Annotated in this window: 13 protein-coding genes and 2 pseudogenes; 10 read left to right on the forward strand and 5 right to left on the reverse strand. The window is 61.2% G+C overall.

Annotation, left to right across the window (positions count from 1 at the left end; translation table 11 throughout):
• Positions 1-16: 16 nt before the first annotated feature.
• From C480_RS22810 to C480_RS21190, 6 genes and pseudogenes are all read left to right on the forward strand, one after another.
• A pseudogene (locus C480_RS22810) lies at positions 17-376 on the forward strand (methionine synthase); the annotation flags it as partial.
• A gap of 531 nt (positions 377-907) precedes the next feature.
• Entirely contained in the window at positions 908-1,915 is a 1,008-nt protein-coding gene (locus tag C480_RS21170) for a HEAT repeat domain-containing protein (RefSeq protein ID WP_006667709.1), read from the forward strand.
• A 187-nt stretch (positions 1,916-2,102) separates the two neighbouring features.
• A pseudogene (locus C480_RS21175) lies at positions 2,103-3,282 on the forward strand (ABC transporter substrate-binding protein).
• Between the two features lie 628 nt (positions 3,283-3,910).
• Positions 3,911-4,216, forward strand: a complete 306-nt coding sequence (locus C480_RS21180; RefSeq protein ID WP_006667710.1) for a hypothetical protein — start codon at positions 3,911-3,913, stop codon at positions 4,214-4,216.
• On the forward strand, positions 4,213-5,385 hold the full coding sequence (locus tag C480_RS21185) for a DUF4350 domain-containing protein (protein WP_152424135.1): 1,173 nt from the start codon (positions 4,213-4,215) through the stop codon (positions 5,383-5,385). The genes C480_RS21180 and C480_RS21185 overlap by 4 nt, the downstream gene beginning before the upstream one ends.
• Positions 5,386-5,416: 31 nt before the next feature.
• Positions 5,417-6,418 (forward strand): AAA family ATPase, encoded by a 1,002-nt coding sequence (locus C480_RS21190; RefSeq protein WP_006667712.1) that lies wholly within the window; start codon positions 5,417-5,419, stop codon positions 6,416-6,418.
• Between the two features lie 45 nt (positions 6,419-6,463).
• Here C480_RS21190 and C480_RS21195 read toward each other — a convergent pair whose 3' ends face one another.
• The 4 genes from C480_RS21195 to C480_RS23670 form a co-directional block, all read right to left on the reverse strand.
• Positions 6,464-7,351: a hypothetical protein gene (locus C480_RS21195; RefSeq protein WP_006667713.1), complete on the reverse strand. Its 888-nt coding sequence runs from the start codon at positions 7,349-7,351 to the stop codon at positions 6,464-6,466.
• Entirely contained in the window at positions 7,348-8,010 is a 663-nt protein-coding gene (locus C480_RS21200) for a hypothetical protein (protein ID WP_006667714.1), read from the reverse strand. The genes C480_RS21195 and C480_RS21200 overlap by 4 nt, the downstream gene beginning before the upstream one ends.
• Positions 8,007-9,479 carry a DUF58 domain-containing protein gene (locus C480_RS21205; RefSeq protein ID WP_006667715.1) on the reverse strand — a complete coding sequence of 491 codons (1,473 nt, stop codon included), beginning with the start codon at positions 9,477-9,479 and terminating at the stop codon, positions 8,007-8,009. Before C480_RS21205 ends, C480_RS21200 begins: the two co-directional genes overlap by 4 nt.
• Before the next feature lie 202 nt (positions 9,480-9,681).
• Positions 9,682-9,828, reverse strand: coding sequence for a hypothetical protein (locus tag C480_RS23670; protein ID WP_162531373.1), 147 nt, complete (start codon positions 9,826-9,828; stop codon positions 9,682-9,684).
• A 177-nt stretch (positions 9,829-10,005) separates the two neighbouring features.
• Between C480_RS23670 and C480_RS21210 the strand changes: the two genes are divergently transcribed.
• The 4 genes from C480_RS21210 to C480_RS21225 are packed head-to-tail and all read left to right on the forward strand — an operon-like array spanning position 10,006 to position 14,229.
• Positions 10,006-11,178, forward strand: coding sequence for an NAD-dependent epimerase/dehydratase family protein (locus C480_RS21210; RefSeq protein ID WP_006667716.1), 1,173 nt, complete (start codon positions 10,006-10,008; stop codon positions 11,176-11,178).
• Positions 11,179-11,181: 3 nt separating this feature from the next.
• On the forward strand, positions 11,182-12,180 hold the full coding sequence (locus tag C480_RS21215; RefSeq protein WP_006667717.1) for an NAD-dependent epimerase/dehydratase family protein: 999 nt from the start codon (positions 11,182-11,184) through the stop codon (positions 12,178-12,180).
• Positions 12,170-13,189, forward strand: coding sequence for an NAD-dependent epimerase/dehydratase family protein (locus C480_RS21220; protein ID WP_006667718.1), 1,020 nt, complete (start codon positions 12,170-12,172; stop codon positions 13,187-13,189). The genes C480_RS21215 and C480_RS21220 overlap by 11 nt, the downstream gene beginning before the upstream one ends.
• Positions 13,189-14,229: a glycosyltransferase family 2 protein gene (locus C480_RS21225; RefSeq protein WP_006667719.1), complete on the forward strand. Its 1,041-nt coding sequence runs from the start codon at positions 13,189-13,191 to the stop codon at positions 14,227-14,229. Before C480_RS21220 ends, C480_RS21225 begins: the two co-directional genes overlap by 1 nt.
• Before the next feature lie 273 nt (positions 14,230-14,502).
• On the opposite strand, the gene C480_RS21230 is transcribed toward C480_RS21225, so the two are convergent.
• Positions 14,503-15,299 (reverse strand): glycosyltransferase family 4 protein (locus tag C480_RS21230; protein ID WP_006667720.1); only part of this gene is annotated, 797 nt, incomplete at its 5' end.

The following is a 15,299-nucleotide window of genomic DNA, read 5'->3' on the forward strand; positions in this document are numbered from 1 at the left end:
ATGTGTATAAGAGACAGTCGTTGACCTCCTTCCAGAAATCTACGATGCCGACATCACGGGACTAAGTATCGAACAGGCAAACCCCCGCCACCAGCACGAGTACCGCGCGTTTGCGGAACATCCGCTTCCAGACGGTTGGACGCTGCTACCAGGTGTTGTCGATGTGAAGACAAACATCATCGACCACCCGGAGACGATCGCGGACCGTCTCGAACGCGCCGCCGATGCGGTCGACGACGAGACGCCGCTGGTCGCCGCACCCGATTGCGGCTTTGGGACGCAGGCTGGCCTCGGCATGGTCCACCCCGAAATCGCGTGGGCGAAACTCGAGGCGCTCGTCGAAGGTGCCGAGATCGCGACCGACCGAATCTACTGACAGAATCCTATATCATTCAGTATTCATGATTCGTAATAGATCGAAGTACACGTATTTACATCGAGACAATGAGACGCGTTCGTCTTTACTCGCATTCCTTCAGAGGTACCGTCTTGCCCGTTCGCTTCGTCAATAGTCACAAGATCATTTGAAGGCGATCATAGCGGCAGTTACCGTCTATAGAGACTACCCACGAATGCGAGTTCAGTTGGACATCGCGGACAGTAGAACGAGTCAGCCGTCGGTATTGTATCCGTCTTCGCAGATAGAAATAGGTTCGGAATACCAGATCACGAAGATACTAGAGAAAAGGATAATCGTGATCGACACCGGTCGTGAAGACGAACCGATCGAAATCGAACGACACCATCGAACGACGATCTCGAGACCGGGGATATTCCCAGGAGCCATGGTCGACTGCGGACAACTACGACGATTTCCTGAAGCGGTCACGATTGCTGCTTCAGGCGAACTGTCAGAACGTTTTTCCTGTGTTACTCTGTACGTGTTTGTAACACGTATCGATTGACAATGGATGAATTCCTTGACCTACCACCAAGTGACGAACTGATCCAGCAACTTCGAGGGAGTAGCCGCGAGCAGGTTTGTGATCAACTCGAGGGATATCGCGAGGCAAACGCCGACGTACAGAAAGAACTCGTTCGAGCGTTGCAATCGATCGCAGTCGAGCAGCCGGCCGTACTCACGCCGTTCGTTCCCGAACTGCTCCCGTTTCTCACCGCCGAAGAACGATCGGTTCGACTGACGACCGCGAAGCTGTTCGTTTCCCTATCGAAGACGAGGCCCGACGCGATAGTCGATACTGCCGACGTACTAGCTGCTCGACTCGCCGATAAGTCGGAGTTCTACTACGTCCGGGCGCGCTTGGCCGAGACGCTCGGGTACGTTGCAGTCGAGTATCCCGAGAAAGCCACAACACCGGACCTGCTCGCGGATCTCCGGACTGGCCTCTCGTTCGACGAACCGGAGGTGAAAGAAAAACTGGCGAAAGCGCTCGCCTACGTCGCACTCGGCAACCCCCGTCGATTGCGCTACTGGATTTCGGATCTCGCAGCCCATCTCGATGCCGAGGACGAACTCGTCCGCTATTACCTTAGCACGGCGATTGTGGCAGTCGGCTGTGAGCAACCGGCCGCACTGTCCGACAGTGTCGGCGAACTCGGTTCCCGTCTCGACGACGAGTGTCCGTACGTCCGCGGACGTGCGGCCGAAGCACTTGGGTTGCTCGCGGGTGCTACTTCGGACACGTCGATAGTTCCAGAGGAACGGCTTGCCACCGTCGGGTCGGCGAGTGACGAACCGTTTGTAACCGAACGCACACGGTTTGCGCTTGCTCGTCTCGAGAGCGAGAGTTCAGTCGACTCCGGTGACGGGATCGCCTCGCTCGAATCGATCCGCGATCAGGCGGACGAAATTGCCGACGCAATCGCGGCACCTGACGGTGAATGTACTCAGTGTGGGTGTCCGCTTCCGGAGGGTGGACCGCCGATGTGCCCGCGCTGTGGGACGCCGTATTGAGTCGGATCTTTAGGTAGGCAAAAACGAAGTAGTTATTGTATTTTAGGTTAGCCTAAGTAGTATGTCAACCATCGGCGCGGCATGTGAGGGGCCGACGCGGCGGAGTCCGTGATGTACGGTGGGGCAATTGCGGCCGGCGGGGTTCTCGCCGGCTGTACCGGCGGAACGGGGAACGGGGAGTTCCACCATGACGGCCGATAGTGATCCGGAGACGACGAGACAGTCGACGCGACGAGATGTCATGAGATATGGCGGTGCAGTCGTTGGGGCTGGGGTACTCGCCGGGTATCTCAATAGTGGGCCGGCCGAATCGGAGGGGGCAGGCGAAACGGGCTATACCGTCGAAATATCGCCTGTGGGAGAGGTTTCCTTCGACTCACCGCCGAAAACCGTTTTCACTCGGTTGACACACCATGCTGGAATGGCGTTCGCACTCGGGAGTGGGAATACCGTTAACGCGATGCACGCACCCGAGTAGTACGATGCACTGTGGAATCAGTTCGTCGAGCGCCTTCCGGGTGTGTCGCTCGAGTGGACGGGACTGTACTCCTCGTGGGAGCCCGACAAGGAGACGTTGTACGAACTGGACAGTGATATCCACCTCGCTGATGTTGCGGGGATCACGCAACTCAGTAACTGGACTCGTGACGACGTCGACGAGATTGCCGCGAACATCGCGCCGTGGTTCGGAAATTCGCTTAGCGATCGTCATCAAGAACCGGCTGGAGAGTGAGCGGACGGCTACCAGTATTACGAATTGTGGGAGCAGTTCGAAATCGTCGCCGAAGCCTTCCAGGAGCAAGAGCAGCATCGGGAACTGGCAACGATACGGAGGGGATTGTTCGACACGATCGAGTCGGGTCTTCCATCGGATGGGGGCCCGTCCGACCGTCGCACTAATCGGACTGAGCGAAATCGAGAGCCCCTACGTCTATACCACCGATGCGCCCGGATTTCTAACCGCACATCTGCAGCCGTTCGATCCGCTGGACGCGTTCGATGCGTCCATCGGCTCCGGTGACCAGGTGGATATGGAGGCCATGAGAGACGCTGATCCCGACGTGATCTTCACACTCGGCGGGATGGTTCCGGAGACGGATATGGCGACGTTACGAACTGAACTGCGCGAGCACGCAGTTGGCCAAGAACTCGCTGCAGTCGAGAACGACCGCGTGTATGCACAGGGCGCGTGCTACCAGGGGCCGATTCTGAATCTCTTTCAGATGGAGATGACCGCGAAACAGCTGTATTCCGACCAGTTTGGAGACTGGCCAACCTACGAAGCGGGAGCGTATCCCGAAATCCCGGACGACGAACAACTCTTCGATCGCCAGCGGGTTGCAGACATTATTACGGGTGATACATAACCGATCTGAGGGAACGGCCGGGTGTGACCGCGATCGCTATTGAAATCGCCGGTTACAGCCGATTCAGGTTCGTTCTGCTGCCCAGGTATTTACACACGTACATTTGTAAATAGAGTGAACACCGGCACTAGTCGTTCAACGAGTTCAGTGCGTGTAATTGTCGGGTGTTGGAGTGAGTTAACTCGCGGCCGCGGTCGTTTGAGAGCGGTGGCTTTCACCACAAACCGGTTGCCTGAGGGAAAATCGGTAGGAAAGAGTCCGTCACAATCGCGGTAAGAATCCGGCGCGAGATCGGGGTGTGCGATAGTAGCCGTGACTACTTCGGGGGAGTGACTCCGCTGTAGCCGTACTCGCACACCATTGCAAAAACAGGAACATAATTATCGTATATTATAAATCCGGGCGTAAAACAATCGACGCGGAGACAGTAGACTGGCCGTCGGATTCGAGGTCATCAGAGCGAATACCGCCTTGATCCAGTGGTAATAGCTAGTGGATACTGAACGGTGGCAGGTGATTTCAGTGGTGGTTCGTCGGCACTCGTAGGCGACGCCTGTATCGGGAGGTGCCCCAGCGGTTCGACGATGATAGGACGCTGTTACCGGAGTGACGACCCATAGGTTTAGATATGATGCCCTATCAGTTCGAAGTACCAGTGGCACACCGTCGACTACAGTTCGTTCGCGGACAGCTCGCGTGGATGCTGGCACTCGTCATCGCCCTGTCGGCCGTTAGCCTGTTCTCGTACGAATTGTTCTTTGTCGGATCGCTACTCGGGTTTCTGCTCATCGTCGAACTGACTGCGCCGGTCACCGTCCGGCCCCGGTGGAGACGACGACTGACGTGGGTCGTTCTCGTCGGTTTCGTCGCCTTCATCCTCGCCGTCGGTTACCGGTTCGTCGAAGTTCTACCGCCGGAGGTGATACCGTGGTGAACGATGCTGGGCGATCGGCGTCCGGACCAGCAGTGTTCGATCGACGGTTCGAGTGGCCGACGCTCCTTGCGTGGGCCCTCGGAGTCGCGGTAGGTGGCACGCTGCTGCTAGCCGCCGTGACATCGACGGCAGCGTTCGATCCGTTCAACCCCTCGTGGAACGGGACGGCAGACCTCCGAAACCACCTCGAATCCGATCCCGACGTGGAGAGCGAATTGGTTCGCGACACGACCTCGTACGAGACGGCAGATCCGGACGAAACGGTTGCGATCGTCATCGCACCTGACGAGCCGTACACCGGCGCGGACGCAAAGCGAGTTCGGTCGTTCGTCGACGAGGGCGGAACGCTCGTCGTCTTCGAAAACGTCGGGGACGAGGGGAACGCCCTGCTCGAATCCGTCGACGCCGACGCTCGGGTCGACGGGCGACTGCTTCGCGACGAGCAACACTACTATCGCGGCCCGAAGATGCCGATCGCGACCGGCGTCGCGAACCACTCGATAACCGCCGACGTCGAGCAGTTGACGTTGAACCACGGAACGGCAGTGAATCCCGGATCAAACGAGACGACCGAACTCGTCACGACGAGCAGTATCGCGTCTCTCGAGGGTGATGGTGGCGATACCGGAAACGGAACCCACATCGGAACGCATCCGGTTGCAACAGCCGAATCCGTCGGGGACGGCCGCGTTATCGTCGTCGGCGACCCGAGCATTACGATCAACGCGATGCGCGAACGACCGGATAATTCCGCGTTCATCCGCGGACTATACGAGGACGAGGAGCGCGTCCTACTCGATATCTCTCACGTTGCTGATCCACCCGTGCTGGCGACGACGATAGAGACGGTACGTGCGACGCCGCTCGCGCAGACGCTCGCCGGAACCATCGGTATCGCACTCATCGCCGCACTGGCTGGCCACCGCATAACGCCGCTCTGGCGGCGGTTCACGAGGCGGCAGCCCCACCGGTCCCGCTGTCGCGAACTCGAGGAAACGCTGACAGACGCCGGACGATTCTCCAGAGCACAGTCAGGCGATTCCCAACAGGAAAATCGACGACGCCGTTTGGACCGGATTCAACGCGTGAGAGGCGGCGATACCGATATCCATCCCCGACGCGATACTCCGGAGTGGAACCGACGAGACGAGCGGACCGACGACGACTGAACCGACACCCGATCGATACGCATCTATATCAATGAGCGAGAACGAACCGATAGTCGACGACGCCAGTACGAACGCCTCCGCAGCCGTCTACGACGCACTGCGAACCGAGATCGATCACGTGCTCGTCGGCAATGACGACGCGATAGAACTACTCACGATCGCACTGCTAACGCGCGGTCACTTGCTTCTCGAGGGCGTTCCCGGGGTCGGGAAGACGACGCTCGCGAATAGCTTTGCGAAAGCGAGTGGACTCGAGTACAATCGCATCCAGATGACCCCCGACATCCTTCCTGCGGACATCACCGGGACGCAAATGTACCGCGAACACGACGGTACGTTCGATCTGCAGCGCGGACCGGTGTTTGCAAACCTCGTCGTCGCAGACGAGATCAATCGTGCGACGCCGAAGACCCAAAGCGCCCTTCTCGAGGCGATGCAAGAACGTCGCGTCACGATCAGCGGCGACACCCTGGAGCTGCCGATACCGTTTATGGTGATCGCGACGCAGAACCCGCTCGAGATGGAGGGCGTCTTCGAACTGCCGGAGGCACAACTCGATCGCTTCCAGTTCAAGCACCGAATCGACCTCCCCGACGAGAACGCTGAACGTGAACTCGTCGATCGCTTCGACGACAACCCGGAACTCGGTCCGGAAACGATCGAGCGGGTCATGACGGACGAGCGGTTGTATCGTGCACGCGAGTATGCGTCGTCGGTTTACGTCGCCCCGCCGCTCAAGGAGTACCTGATCGATATCGTCACCGCGACACGAGAGCACCCGGATACGGCCCACGGCGCATCGCCACGAGCGACGCTCGTCTATCTCGACGGCATCAAAGCGAGCGCGGCGATCCACGGCCGCAACTACGCCATTCCGGACGACGTGAAGGCGCTCGCAGAACCGACCCTCGTCCACCGACTCGTGCTCGCGACCGACGCCGAACTGAGCGACGTGTCGCCGGACGATATTGTCACGGATGTCGTCGAATCGGTGGCCGTGCCAAGTACTGACATTCTTACACCGGACGAATAATGATGGTACGCTGTGGTAGTAACACGTCAGAGCGATCGAAACGGGTCAATGCGTCTCCCACCGATACGTGAGCAGCCATTCCGTACTCTTCTCACCAGGATCGATCTCGAGTTCAACTGGACGATCGAGGCCCTCGGCGAAACCGATCGCGAAAAATGAGGCGATCGGGTGGTCGAATCGGTCGACATCGCCGAAGGCGCTCGATTCGATCGTAACAGTAGCACGCCCGTCATCGGGATCAACGGACGTCTCCACGCGGTCCGTAAGCGCTAGTTGTTCGGCGACGCCGTCGCCGAGTTCCGTCGCGAGTTGTGTCGCCGCTGTCGGCAGCGACCCGTTGAGCGCGCGTTCGAACTCCGTAAAGAGGCCGGATCCGGTCGGTTCGAGGAGGAGGCCCCGTTCAGCGGCATGCGTTACGATCGGGCCTGAGCGGTCGTCCGGAATGTCGGAATCCGTTCGCTGAGGGACGAACAGGCGCGGCGGTCTCGAGTCGCTACTCGGGAGGTAGTGGTACTCCTCTCGGAGCCCGAGTTCGTCGGCGAGTGCCAGCAGGTTCGTTGCACCCGTCGCGTAGACGCGCTCACCGATGTCGGCGGGGATGAATCGGCTGGGCGTGAGATAATACGTTAGAACGCCGCCGAACAGGCCAGTCGCGCCGAGGGCGAACAGGACTTGCCGCGCATCGGGGAGCCACAGCCCGCCGCCGACGGCGACGACTCCGATAGCGGCGATCCAAAACGCCGTCCGTCGATAGGTGGTCCGCCTTGTGCGGGCGTACTCGGCGCGGAGACGCCGATTCTCTTCGGCCAGCAGTTCGACTTCGACGGTGTCGTTCGCGTCCGCGCGATTCGAAGCGGATGGATCCTCACTGGTGGTCCTCTCTGTTGGTTGCGAGTCACTGCGATCGGTTTGGGGAGTCGTCTTTGTGCTCATTGTTCGGACTGGGTGTCTGGTTGTGAGTCGGTGCGAGCCGTTGCTTCGCCGGGATCCGTCCCGAGATCGGTCGCGTCTGGTTTAGCCACCTCTCGAACCACGACGAGTTCGTATCGGTGGAGGAGGTATCCGCAGCAGGCGAGGACGACGAACACCGCGCCCGCCGCGACCCAGATGGGCTGTGCCAGCGGGAGCCACACGGTCCACGCCGTGACGCCGAGGACGGCGATCCCGCCGAGCACGGCGGCGGCGTGTCGAACTCGATTTCCCGACGCGGTTCGCGGAACGGCCACCAGCAGGAGGAGGACGAACGCCGCTTCGATACCGACAAGCGCGCGGAAATGGGAGTCGATGCTGGTGGGAGCGAGTGTGAGGAGCACGACGTGCCCGAGTGCAATGGCGTACGGCGTTCCGACGGCGTACCAGACGGCTGCCGTTGCGAGCGCGCCGATCGTCCCTCGGAGCCCCGCGAGAGCGGTAAACGCGACGACGAGCGCGCCGAGTGAGAGCACGACGACGAGCGCGCCGAGTGAGAGCACGACGGCAACGCGCACATCGGATTCGATCGGCTCGACCGCCGCCGGATCGAGTTCTCCGTCTCCGCGGGCGGCCGTCTCGTCGGTCTCGTCCGCGCCAGTCGGTTCGAGGCGGTCGGTCATTGGCGATCACCGTCGCGGCCGGCTTCGAGGATGGTCGAGAGCCGGTCACGAGGGCCGACTTCGAGCGCACGCACGCGATCCATGCCGGCGAGTTCGCGACGGAGCGTTTCGAACTCGAGATACCGGTTGCGCATCCGTTCTCGGTCGCCGGCGGCTTGTGAGTCGTAGAGTACCGTCGGTGCGAGGAAAATCGTTACGGCAGCACCGTTTTGTCTGGCGAGCGAAACCGTTTCCCGGAGTTCAGTTGGATTCGAATCATCGGTGAAAACGGCCATCCAGACGGCTTCGGAGTTCGATGCGAGGGCCGTTCGGACGGAATTGAAGAGCGGTTGCTCGCGGATTCGCCACCGGTAGGGCTGCTGATCGGCGTAGAAGGGGCGGAGTGTTTGGGCGAACGAGCCAGACGCTGTCTCGAACTCGTCGAGATCGCTGGCTGACCGTCGAACCGTCCGTAACGTTGGAGATTCGTGTGGAGACTGCATTACGGCGGCGTTCGACCGGGATATATGCGCATTTTCGGAATGATCGGCATCGATCGAGGATGGCTCTAGTTCGAGCAGTTCGCGGCGAATCGTCGTATACGAGTCGAGCGCGGTCGCCGGCTCGAGATACGTTGTCGTGCCGCTATCGCCGATGCCGAGCAGTCCGATCGGATCGGTGAGATCGTGTGCGTTCCGTGCTGTCGCGAGCATAACGTTGCGGAGATAGTCGAGTTTCGTTTCGTTCGGCGGGCCGGTCGCCAACGACGATCGGTGATCGACCACCAACAACGTTCGCTGGTCGGTGTCCGTCTCGTGCTCGCGAACGTGGGGTGTTCCGAGCCGTGCGGTCGCCTTCCAGTCGATCCGTCTGGTCGCATCGCCGGGCGTGTACTCCCGTATTTCGGCGAGTTCGATCCCGCTTCCGTGCTGTTCCGAGGTGTGCTTTCCGGCCGCACTCGCAAGGCGGGTACCGCCCTCGCCGACGTGGATCCGTCGCGGTCCGCGCGGTTCGACGGTGACCGTCGGTCGATCACCGGTGGGAAACGTTGCGACGAAGAGCCCGTCAGTCGCGGTTAGTTGTGGCGCGGAAAACTGCTGACGGCCTGCAACGGGCCAGGTAACCGAGGCCGTTTGCTCGCTACTCGTCATCTCGGGCGTGACCGCTACGTTGAGAGAATCGCCCGTTGTCGCCACCGGAAGCCCCGCCTCGATTCCGAGGTGGAGCGGGATCGGCTCCGCGAGCGTTACAGCGAGTGTCACCGCCATCGAGGAATCCGTTCGAACGGACGAGCTCGCCGGCGATTGGGTCACCGACATCGTCCGTGTCGTCCGCTCAAGAGCGGCGAGAAACGAATACTGGGCGGCGAGAATCCACGCCCCGATCAGAACCGAACCCGAAAGCAACAACGGCCGTTCGAGGATCGCCGCTAGCGCGGCGAGAAACCCCGACAGGGCGAGTGTTGCCCAGAACCGGCGTGTCACGCGCATATCGTACGGTTACGATCCACCGCTGATGGTGTTGAAGATTCCGGTCATTTACGGCTGGTGCAGCGGAGCACAATGCTGGACACGGCTAGCGAGTTCACGCCGACCGACGGATCGATGAGGGTCGGACAGCATCGAGATCGAGCGCCGTGCAGACTTACTCTCGTCCAGTTGGTCGGTCGTCTCACGCCTGTCGGGGCGTTCATCACTCCTCGTCGCGCACATCCTGAAGTCGGTCCCAGATTTCGACGCAGCCGGCACCGTCCGGAATCGTATCGGGTAACCATCCCTCTTGTTCTTCGCGCTGTTCATCCGTCTCTTGGTTGCCGTCGGAGACGCAACGATCGTCCATTCGAAACCACATGGGGACACCATTGGTAATAAAGTTCATGTTTTAGCGGGGGTGATCACCGGTGTTATGCGCTAGAAACGGGAGACAAATTCGAAGTAACTCACGGGTGCAAACCTGTTAGTCGGGCCTACTAGGGGTACATTTTTCTTGGTGTCCGAATCAGTGTTGGACCATAGCATGGGAATACTACTGACTGGAGCAGACGGTTATATCGGATGGCCGACCGCCGTCCGGCTGGCGTCTCGAACGGACGAACGACTGATCCTCGTCGACAACTTTGCTCGTCGAGACTGGGTCAAGAGCGTCGGGGCAACGAGCGCGACGCCGGTCGAACCGATGAGCGACCGACTCGCGGCGCTTCGCGACGAACTCGGCGCTCGAAACGTCTCGTTCGTTGAGGGGGACCTCACGGAGAGTTCGTTCGTCGATCGGCTCATACGAGTCCACGAACCGGAGACGATCGTCCACACTGCGGCCCAGCCGTCAGCGCCGTACTCGCAGGTGAGTCGCGAACAGGCGAACGACACCCAACACAACAATATGCAGGCGACGCGGAACCTGTTATGGTCGCTCGAGGAACACGGGCTCCAGGAGACGCACTTCATCGAGACGACGACGACCGGGGTGTACGGAGCGCCCGAGTTCCCCATCCCCGAGGGTGGGGCAACGATGGAACACGGCGGCGAGCGCGACGAGGTTCCCTTCCCCGCGATGGCAGGGTCGTGGTATCACTTGACGAAGGCTCACGACGCGGCGAACATGCGGTTGGCACACGAGCAGTTCGACATTCCCGTCTCGGACGTTCGAACCGCGATCACGTACGGGGTCGAAACGACGGAAACGGCCGCCGATCCGCGTTTGGCAACGCGATTCGACTTCGACTACTACTTCGGCGTCGTCGCCCACCGCTTCTGTGCGCAAGCCGTCGCGGGCTATCCGCTGACCGTCTACGGACGCGGCGAACAGCGCAAACCGTTCATCGCGCTCGAAGACGCCGTCGAGGGACTCGTTCGGCTCGCACTCGCCGATCCGGCCGAACGACCCGCCGACCACACGGTCTACAATCAGGTGACACGCGCCATTAGCATCGTCGAAATGGCCGAAACCATCGCCGGCGTCGGTACCGAACTCGGACTAGACACCGCCGTCGAACACGTCGAGAACCCTCGTTCGGAGGACGAAACGCACAAGATGGAGATCGAAAACGACCGGTACGAGGCCCTGATCGACGGGCAGTCGACGACGTTCGAAACAGGGGTTCGATCGATACTCGAGCGACTGTTGGAGCACGACGAAGTCATCACGGCGAACGAAGATCGGTTCCTCCCGAGCGTCCTGAGCGAGGGCTGACCCGTGCGGGTACTCGTCACCGGCGGATGCGGTTACATCGGCAGTGTACTCGTCCGCCGCTTGGTCGAAAACGAGCGGGTCTCAGAAGTCGTCGTCCTCGATTCGTTGAGCGGCGGCTCTCCGCGCGCACTACTCGGCGTCGCCGACGACATCGAGTTCAAACGCGGAAGCGTTTGCGACGAAGCCGCTGTCGAAAGCGCGATGCAAAACGTGGACTGCGTCATCCACCTCGCGGCGATTACCGGCGCGGATAGTACACACGACCGGCGACGGGAGACGCGAGCGGTTAACGTCGGCGGGACCGAGAACGTCGTGAACGCGGCCGGTGCCGTCGGCGTCGAGACGGTCGTCTTCGCCTCCTCGTGTAACAGTTACGGGCGGACGGAGCGGACGAACATCGACGAGACGGTGACGCCGAATCCGCTCAATCCGTACGCCGAATCCAAACTCGAAGCCGAGCGCCTCGTGGATGAAGCGGCAGCCGAACACGGCTTTTCCGCGACCTCGCTTCGGATGAGCACGAACTACGGGTACGCGCCGGGCGTCCGATTCAACCTCGTCGTCAACCGTTTCGTGTTCCAGGGGCTTACCGCGCAACCGCTGACGGTATACGGCGACGGCAAGAATTGGCGGCCGTTCATTCACGTCCGCGATGCCGCCCGCGCGTACGAACACGCGGCCATGCATCCCGAACGATGGTCCGAAAGCCGCTACAACGTCGGCAGCACGCAGCAAAACTACCGCATCAAGGATATCGCCCGTATCATCGACCAGGAACTGGATACCACCCTCGAAGTCACCTTCCTCGGCGACGAGCAGCCGGGCCCGTCCTACCACGTCTCGTTCGATCGACTCGATGAAACCGGATACGAACCGGAGTGGACGCTCCGTGACGGTATTCAAGAGCTTTCGGAACGGTTTCGGGGCGATTCCAACCCCACTCCATCGACCGTCGTTTCGACGACCGCACCGTCTCAGGTGGTGAGTCGCAATGACCCGTGATGAGAGCGATCGCACGGCGGCGGAGAATACGAGTTCGGCGCAACCGGTACGGGTCGCGATCACCGGTGCGGCCGGATACATCGGGAGTCGCATCGTCGCCCAACTGCAGTCCGAACGGCCCGACTGGGAGCTGACGGCGCTCGACAACTTCTATCGCGGCTCGCTCCGGGAGATCGGCTCCGTGACGGTCGAACACGTCGACGTTCGGAATCGCGATCGGCTGTGGGACGCGCTGCAGGGTGCCGACATCGTGATGCACCTCGCCGCGATCAGCGGCATCGAGGACTGCAAGGGGCATCCGGAACTCGCCTACGACGTGAACGTGACCGGGACCGGACACGTCGCTCGATTTTGCAGGCGGACGAACGCCGGATTGATCTTCCCGACGAGTATGGCCGTCGTCGGCGACCCCCAGGAGTTCCCGATCACGGCCGATCACCCGCGCGATCCCCTGAACTGGTACGGCCGAACGAAAGTCATCGGCGAGCGGCTGATCGACGAACTCGCGGCCGATTCGTTCCCGGCGCACCACCTCCTCAAGTCGAACCTGTACGGCACGCACGCCGTCGACGGACGGGTCGTCACGAAGGCGACCGTGCTCAACTTCTTCGCGGAACGGGCGCTCGAAAACGAATCGCTGCCCGTCTACGAACCGGGAACCCAATCGCGCAATTTCGTCCACGTGAAAGATGTCGCTCGCGCGTACATCCACAGCGCTGACGTGCTTCTCGAGGATCTCGCCGAAGGTGCAACCGGGATAGAGACGTTTCCGATCGCCAGTGACGAGGATCCGAGCGTCCTCGATATCGCAGAAACCGTCCGCGAGAAAGCGGCGGCGCAAGCGGAGTTCGACGCGTCGATCGAACTCACCGAGAACCCGCGCGGGAACGAAACGCTCGTCGACGACTTTCCGGTCGAGACGACTCGAGCTCACGAGGTCCTCGGCTGGGATCCGATCGAGACGGTCGACGAAACGATCCGCTCGCTGATCGAAACGAACGCCCGCTAATGCTTCCAGTTACGATCGACCCGTTGAGCACGCTGCTCGTCGCCCTTGCGATCGGGGTCCTCGCCTGGGGATTCGACCGATACCGACGCCGGTTCGAGCGAAACGACCTCCTGATCGCAGGAGTTCTCGCGAGCGGCCTGCTCTCGTTCGTGTTCATGCCGGGCGCGTTCGATCTCGTCGGCGGCGCACTCGACATCGAGCACCGTTACGTCGTGATCTCGCTGCTCGCGAACATCGTCTTCATCGGATTCCTGTGTTACGTGTTGACGCTCGTTCGCGGCGCACACGACGAGGTGTCCGAGCTAACGCGGGCCCTCACCGTCGAGCGAGCACCGGCGACGGACGGCGGCACGGACGCGGAATGCATCTTCGTCGTTATCCCCGCCTACAACGAGGGCGAGACGATCACCAACGTCGTCTCGTCGCTTCCCGAAACGATCCGCGGATACGAGGTCCAACCGCTCGTCGTCTCCGACGGCTCGACCGACGACACCGCTCGAAATGCCCGTCTGTGCGGCGCGATGGTCGTCGAACATCCCATCAATCAGGGCCAAGGAGGTGCCCTCAAAACCGGCTTCGATATCGCGCTCGAGAACGACGCTACGATCGTCATCACGATGGACGGCGACGGGCAGCACCCGGCCGACGAACTCGACCGACTCGTCGATCCGATCGTCGCGGACGAGGCGGATTACGTAATGGGGTCGCGGTATCTCGGCGTCAACCGGTCCGGAAACGGACTCGTTCGGCGCTCGGGGATCCGATTTTTCACGACGGTGATCAACGTGCTGACGAACGCGAAGATAACCGACTGTACGAACGGCTACCGCGCGATTCGCGGCTCGATGCTCGAGCACCTCTCGCTCACGGAACGACGGTTCAGCGCACCCGAACTGATCATCGAAGCCCGAAAGAACGGCCTCCGCCTCTCGGAGATTCCGATTCGAATCGAAGACAGAAAGGACGGACAGAGCAAAAAGCCGCAACTCGGGTTTGCAGTCGGCCTGATGCGCATCATCCTCGTCAGTTGGTTGCGGTAGTCGCCGGTCGATACCCTTCAACGGCTACGTATCGACGGATCAGGCGTACACTCATAGAGCGGTCACCATCACGGCCGTGGGTCGACTCGATCGTCCTTTGAACTCGCTATAGCCGCCGAGAGAGCGGCGGCGTCCTGTTCAACTTCGAGACCCATCGGCATTGGTCCGCGCCGAACGATTCTCGCGAACCTCCGGAGCTGGAATGGAACTACGGCTGGAGTGGAACGGAACACCGAAAACGGCGCAAGAATCGAGAGTCCCCCGAAGCCGAACCTACAGCCGCGAGAGGAGGGTCGCCGCGGTCTCCCGAACTCTCGTTCCGACCCTGGTGGAAAGGCTCGGACGAGTTCGTGCGGCGACGGTCAGGAGCACGTCGCCGATGTCCGAGCCGAGGTCGTCCCAGCGGTGGTTGTCGTCGATAAACGCGACGCCGCGTTCGCCCATCGTCCGCCGGCGCTCCGGATCGGAGAGGAGTTCCCGCAGTGCCGTCGCGATCGCGTCGGGATCGTTCGCGACCGCGAGACCGGCACCCGCGTCCCGCGTAACGGCGTCGATTTCCGCAACGGCGCTTGCGACGTAGGGCGTTCCGACGGCCATCGTTTCGAGAAACTTCGTCGGGCGCGCGTAGTCCAGCGTGTGTTCGGTTTTGAGCGGGACGAGGCTGACCGACGACGACGCGACGAGGCCGGGGATTTCCTCCCGCGGGACCGGGCCGTTGATTCGGACGCGGTCCTCGATACCGAGCCGTGAAACCAGCGTCTCGAGTTCGTCGCGGCGCTCGCCGAAGCCGTAGATGACGAGTTCACAATCGCAATCGCAGTCGGTATCGAGGCGTTCGAAGCCGCGCAAGTACGGTTCGAACGCTTGTCCCTCGCCGAGTTTTCCGGTATAGATGATCCGGTCCGCACCGTCCGCCGACGGGGACGGCGCGAAACGTTCATCGTCGACGCCGAACGGAACCGCCGTGACGGGCGTCTCATCGAGGTCGTACTTCGATCGGTACTGATCGGCCATCGTCGGCGTGAGAACGACGAGGTGGTCACAGCCTTCGACGGCGATCCGTTCCATCT

This window comes from Natrialba aegyptia DSM 13077 (genome assembly GCF_000337535.1).
GTDB classification, from domain to species: domain Archaea; phylum Halobacteriota; class Halobacteria; order Halobacteriales; family Natrialbaceae; genus Natrialba; species Natrialba aegyptia.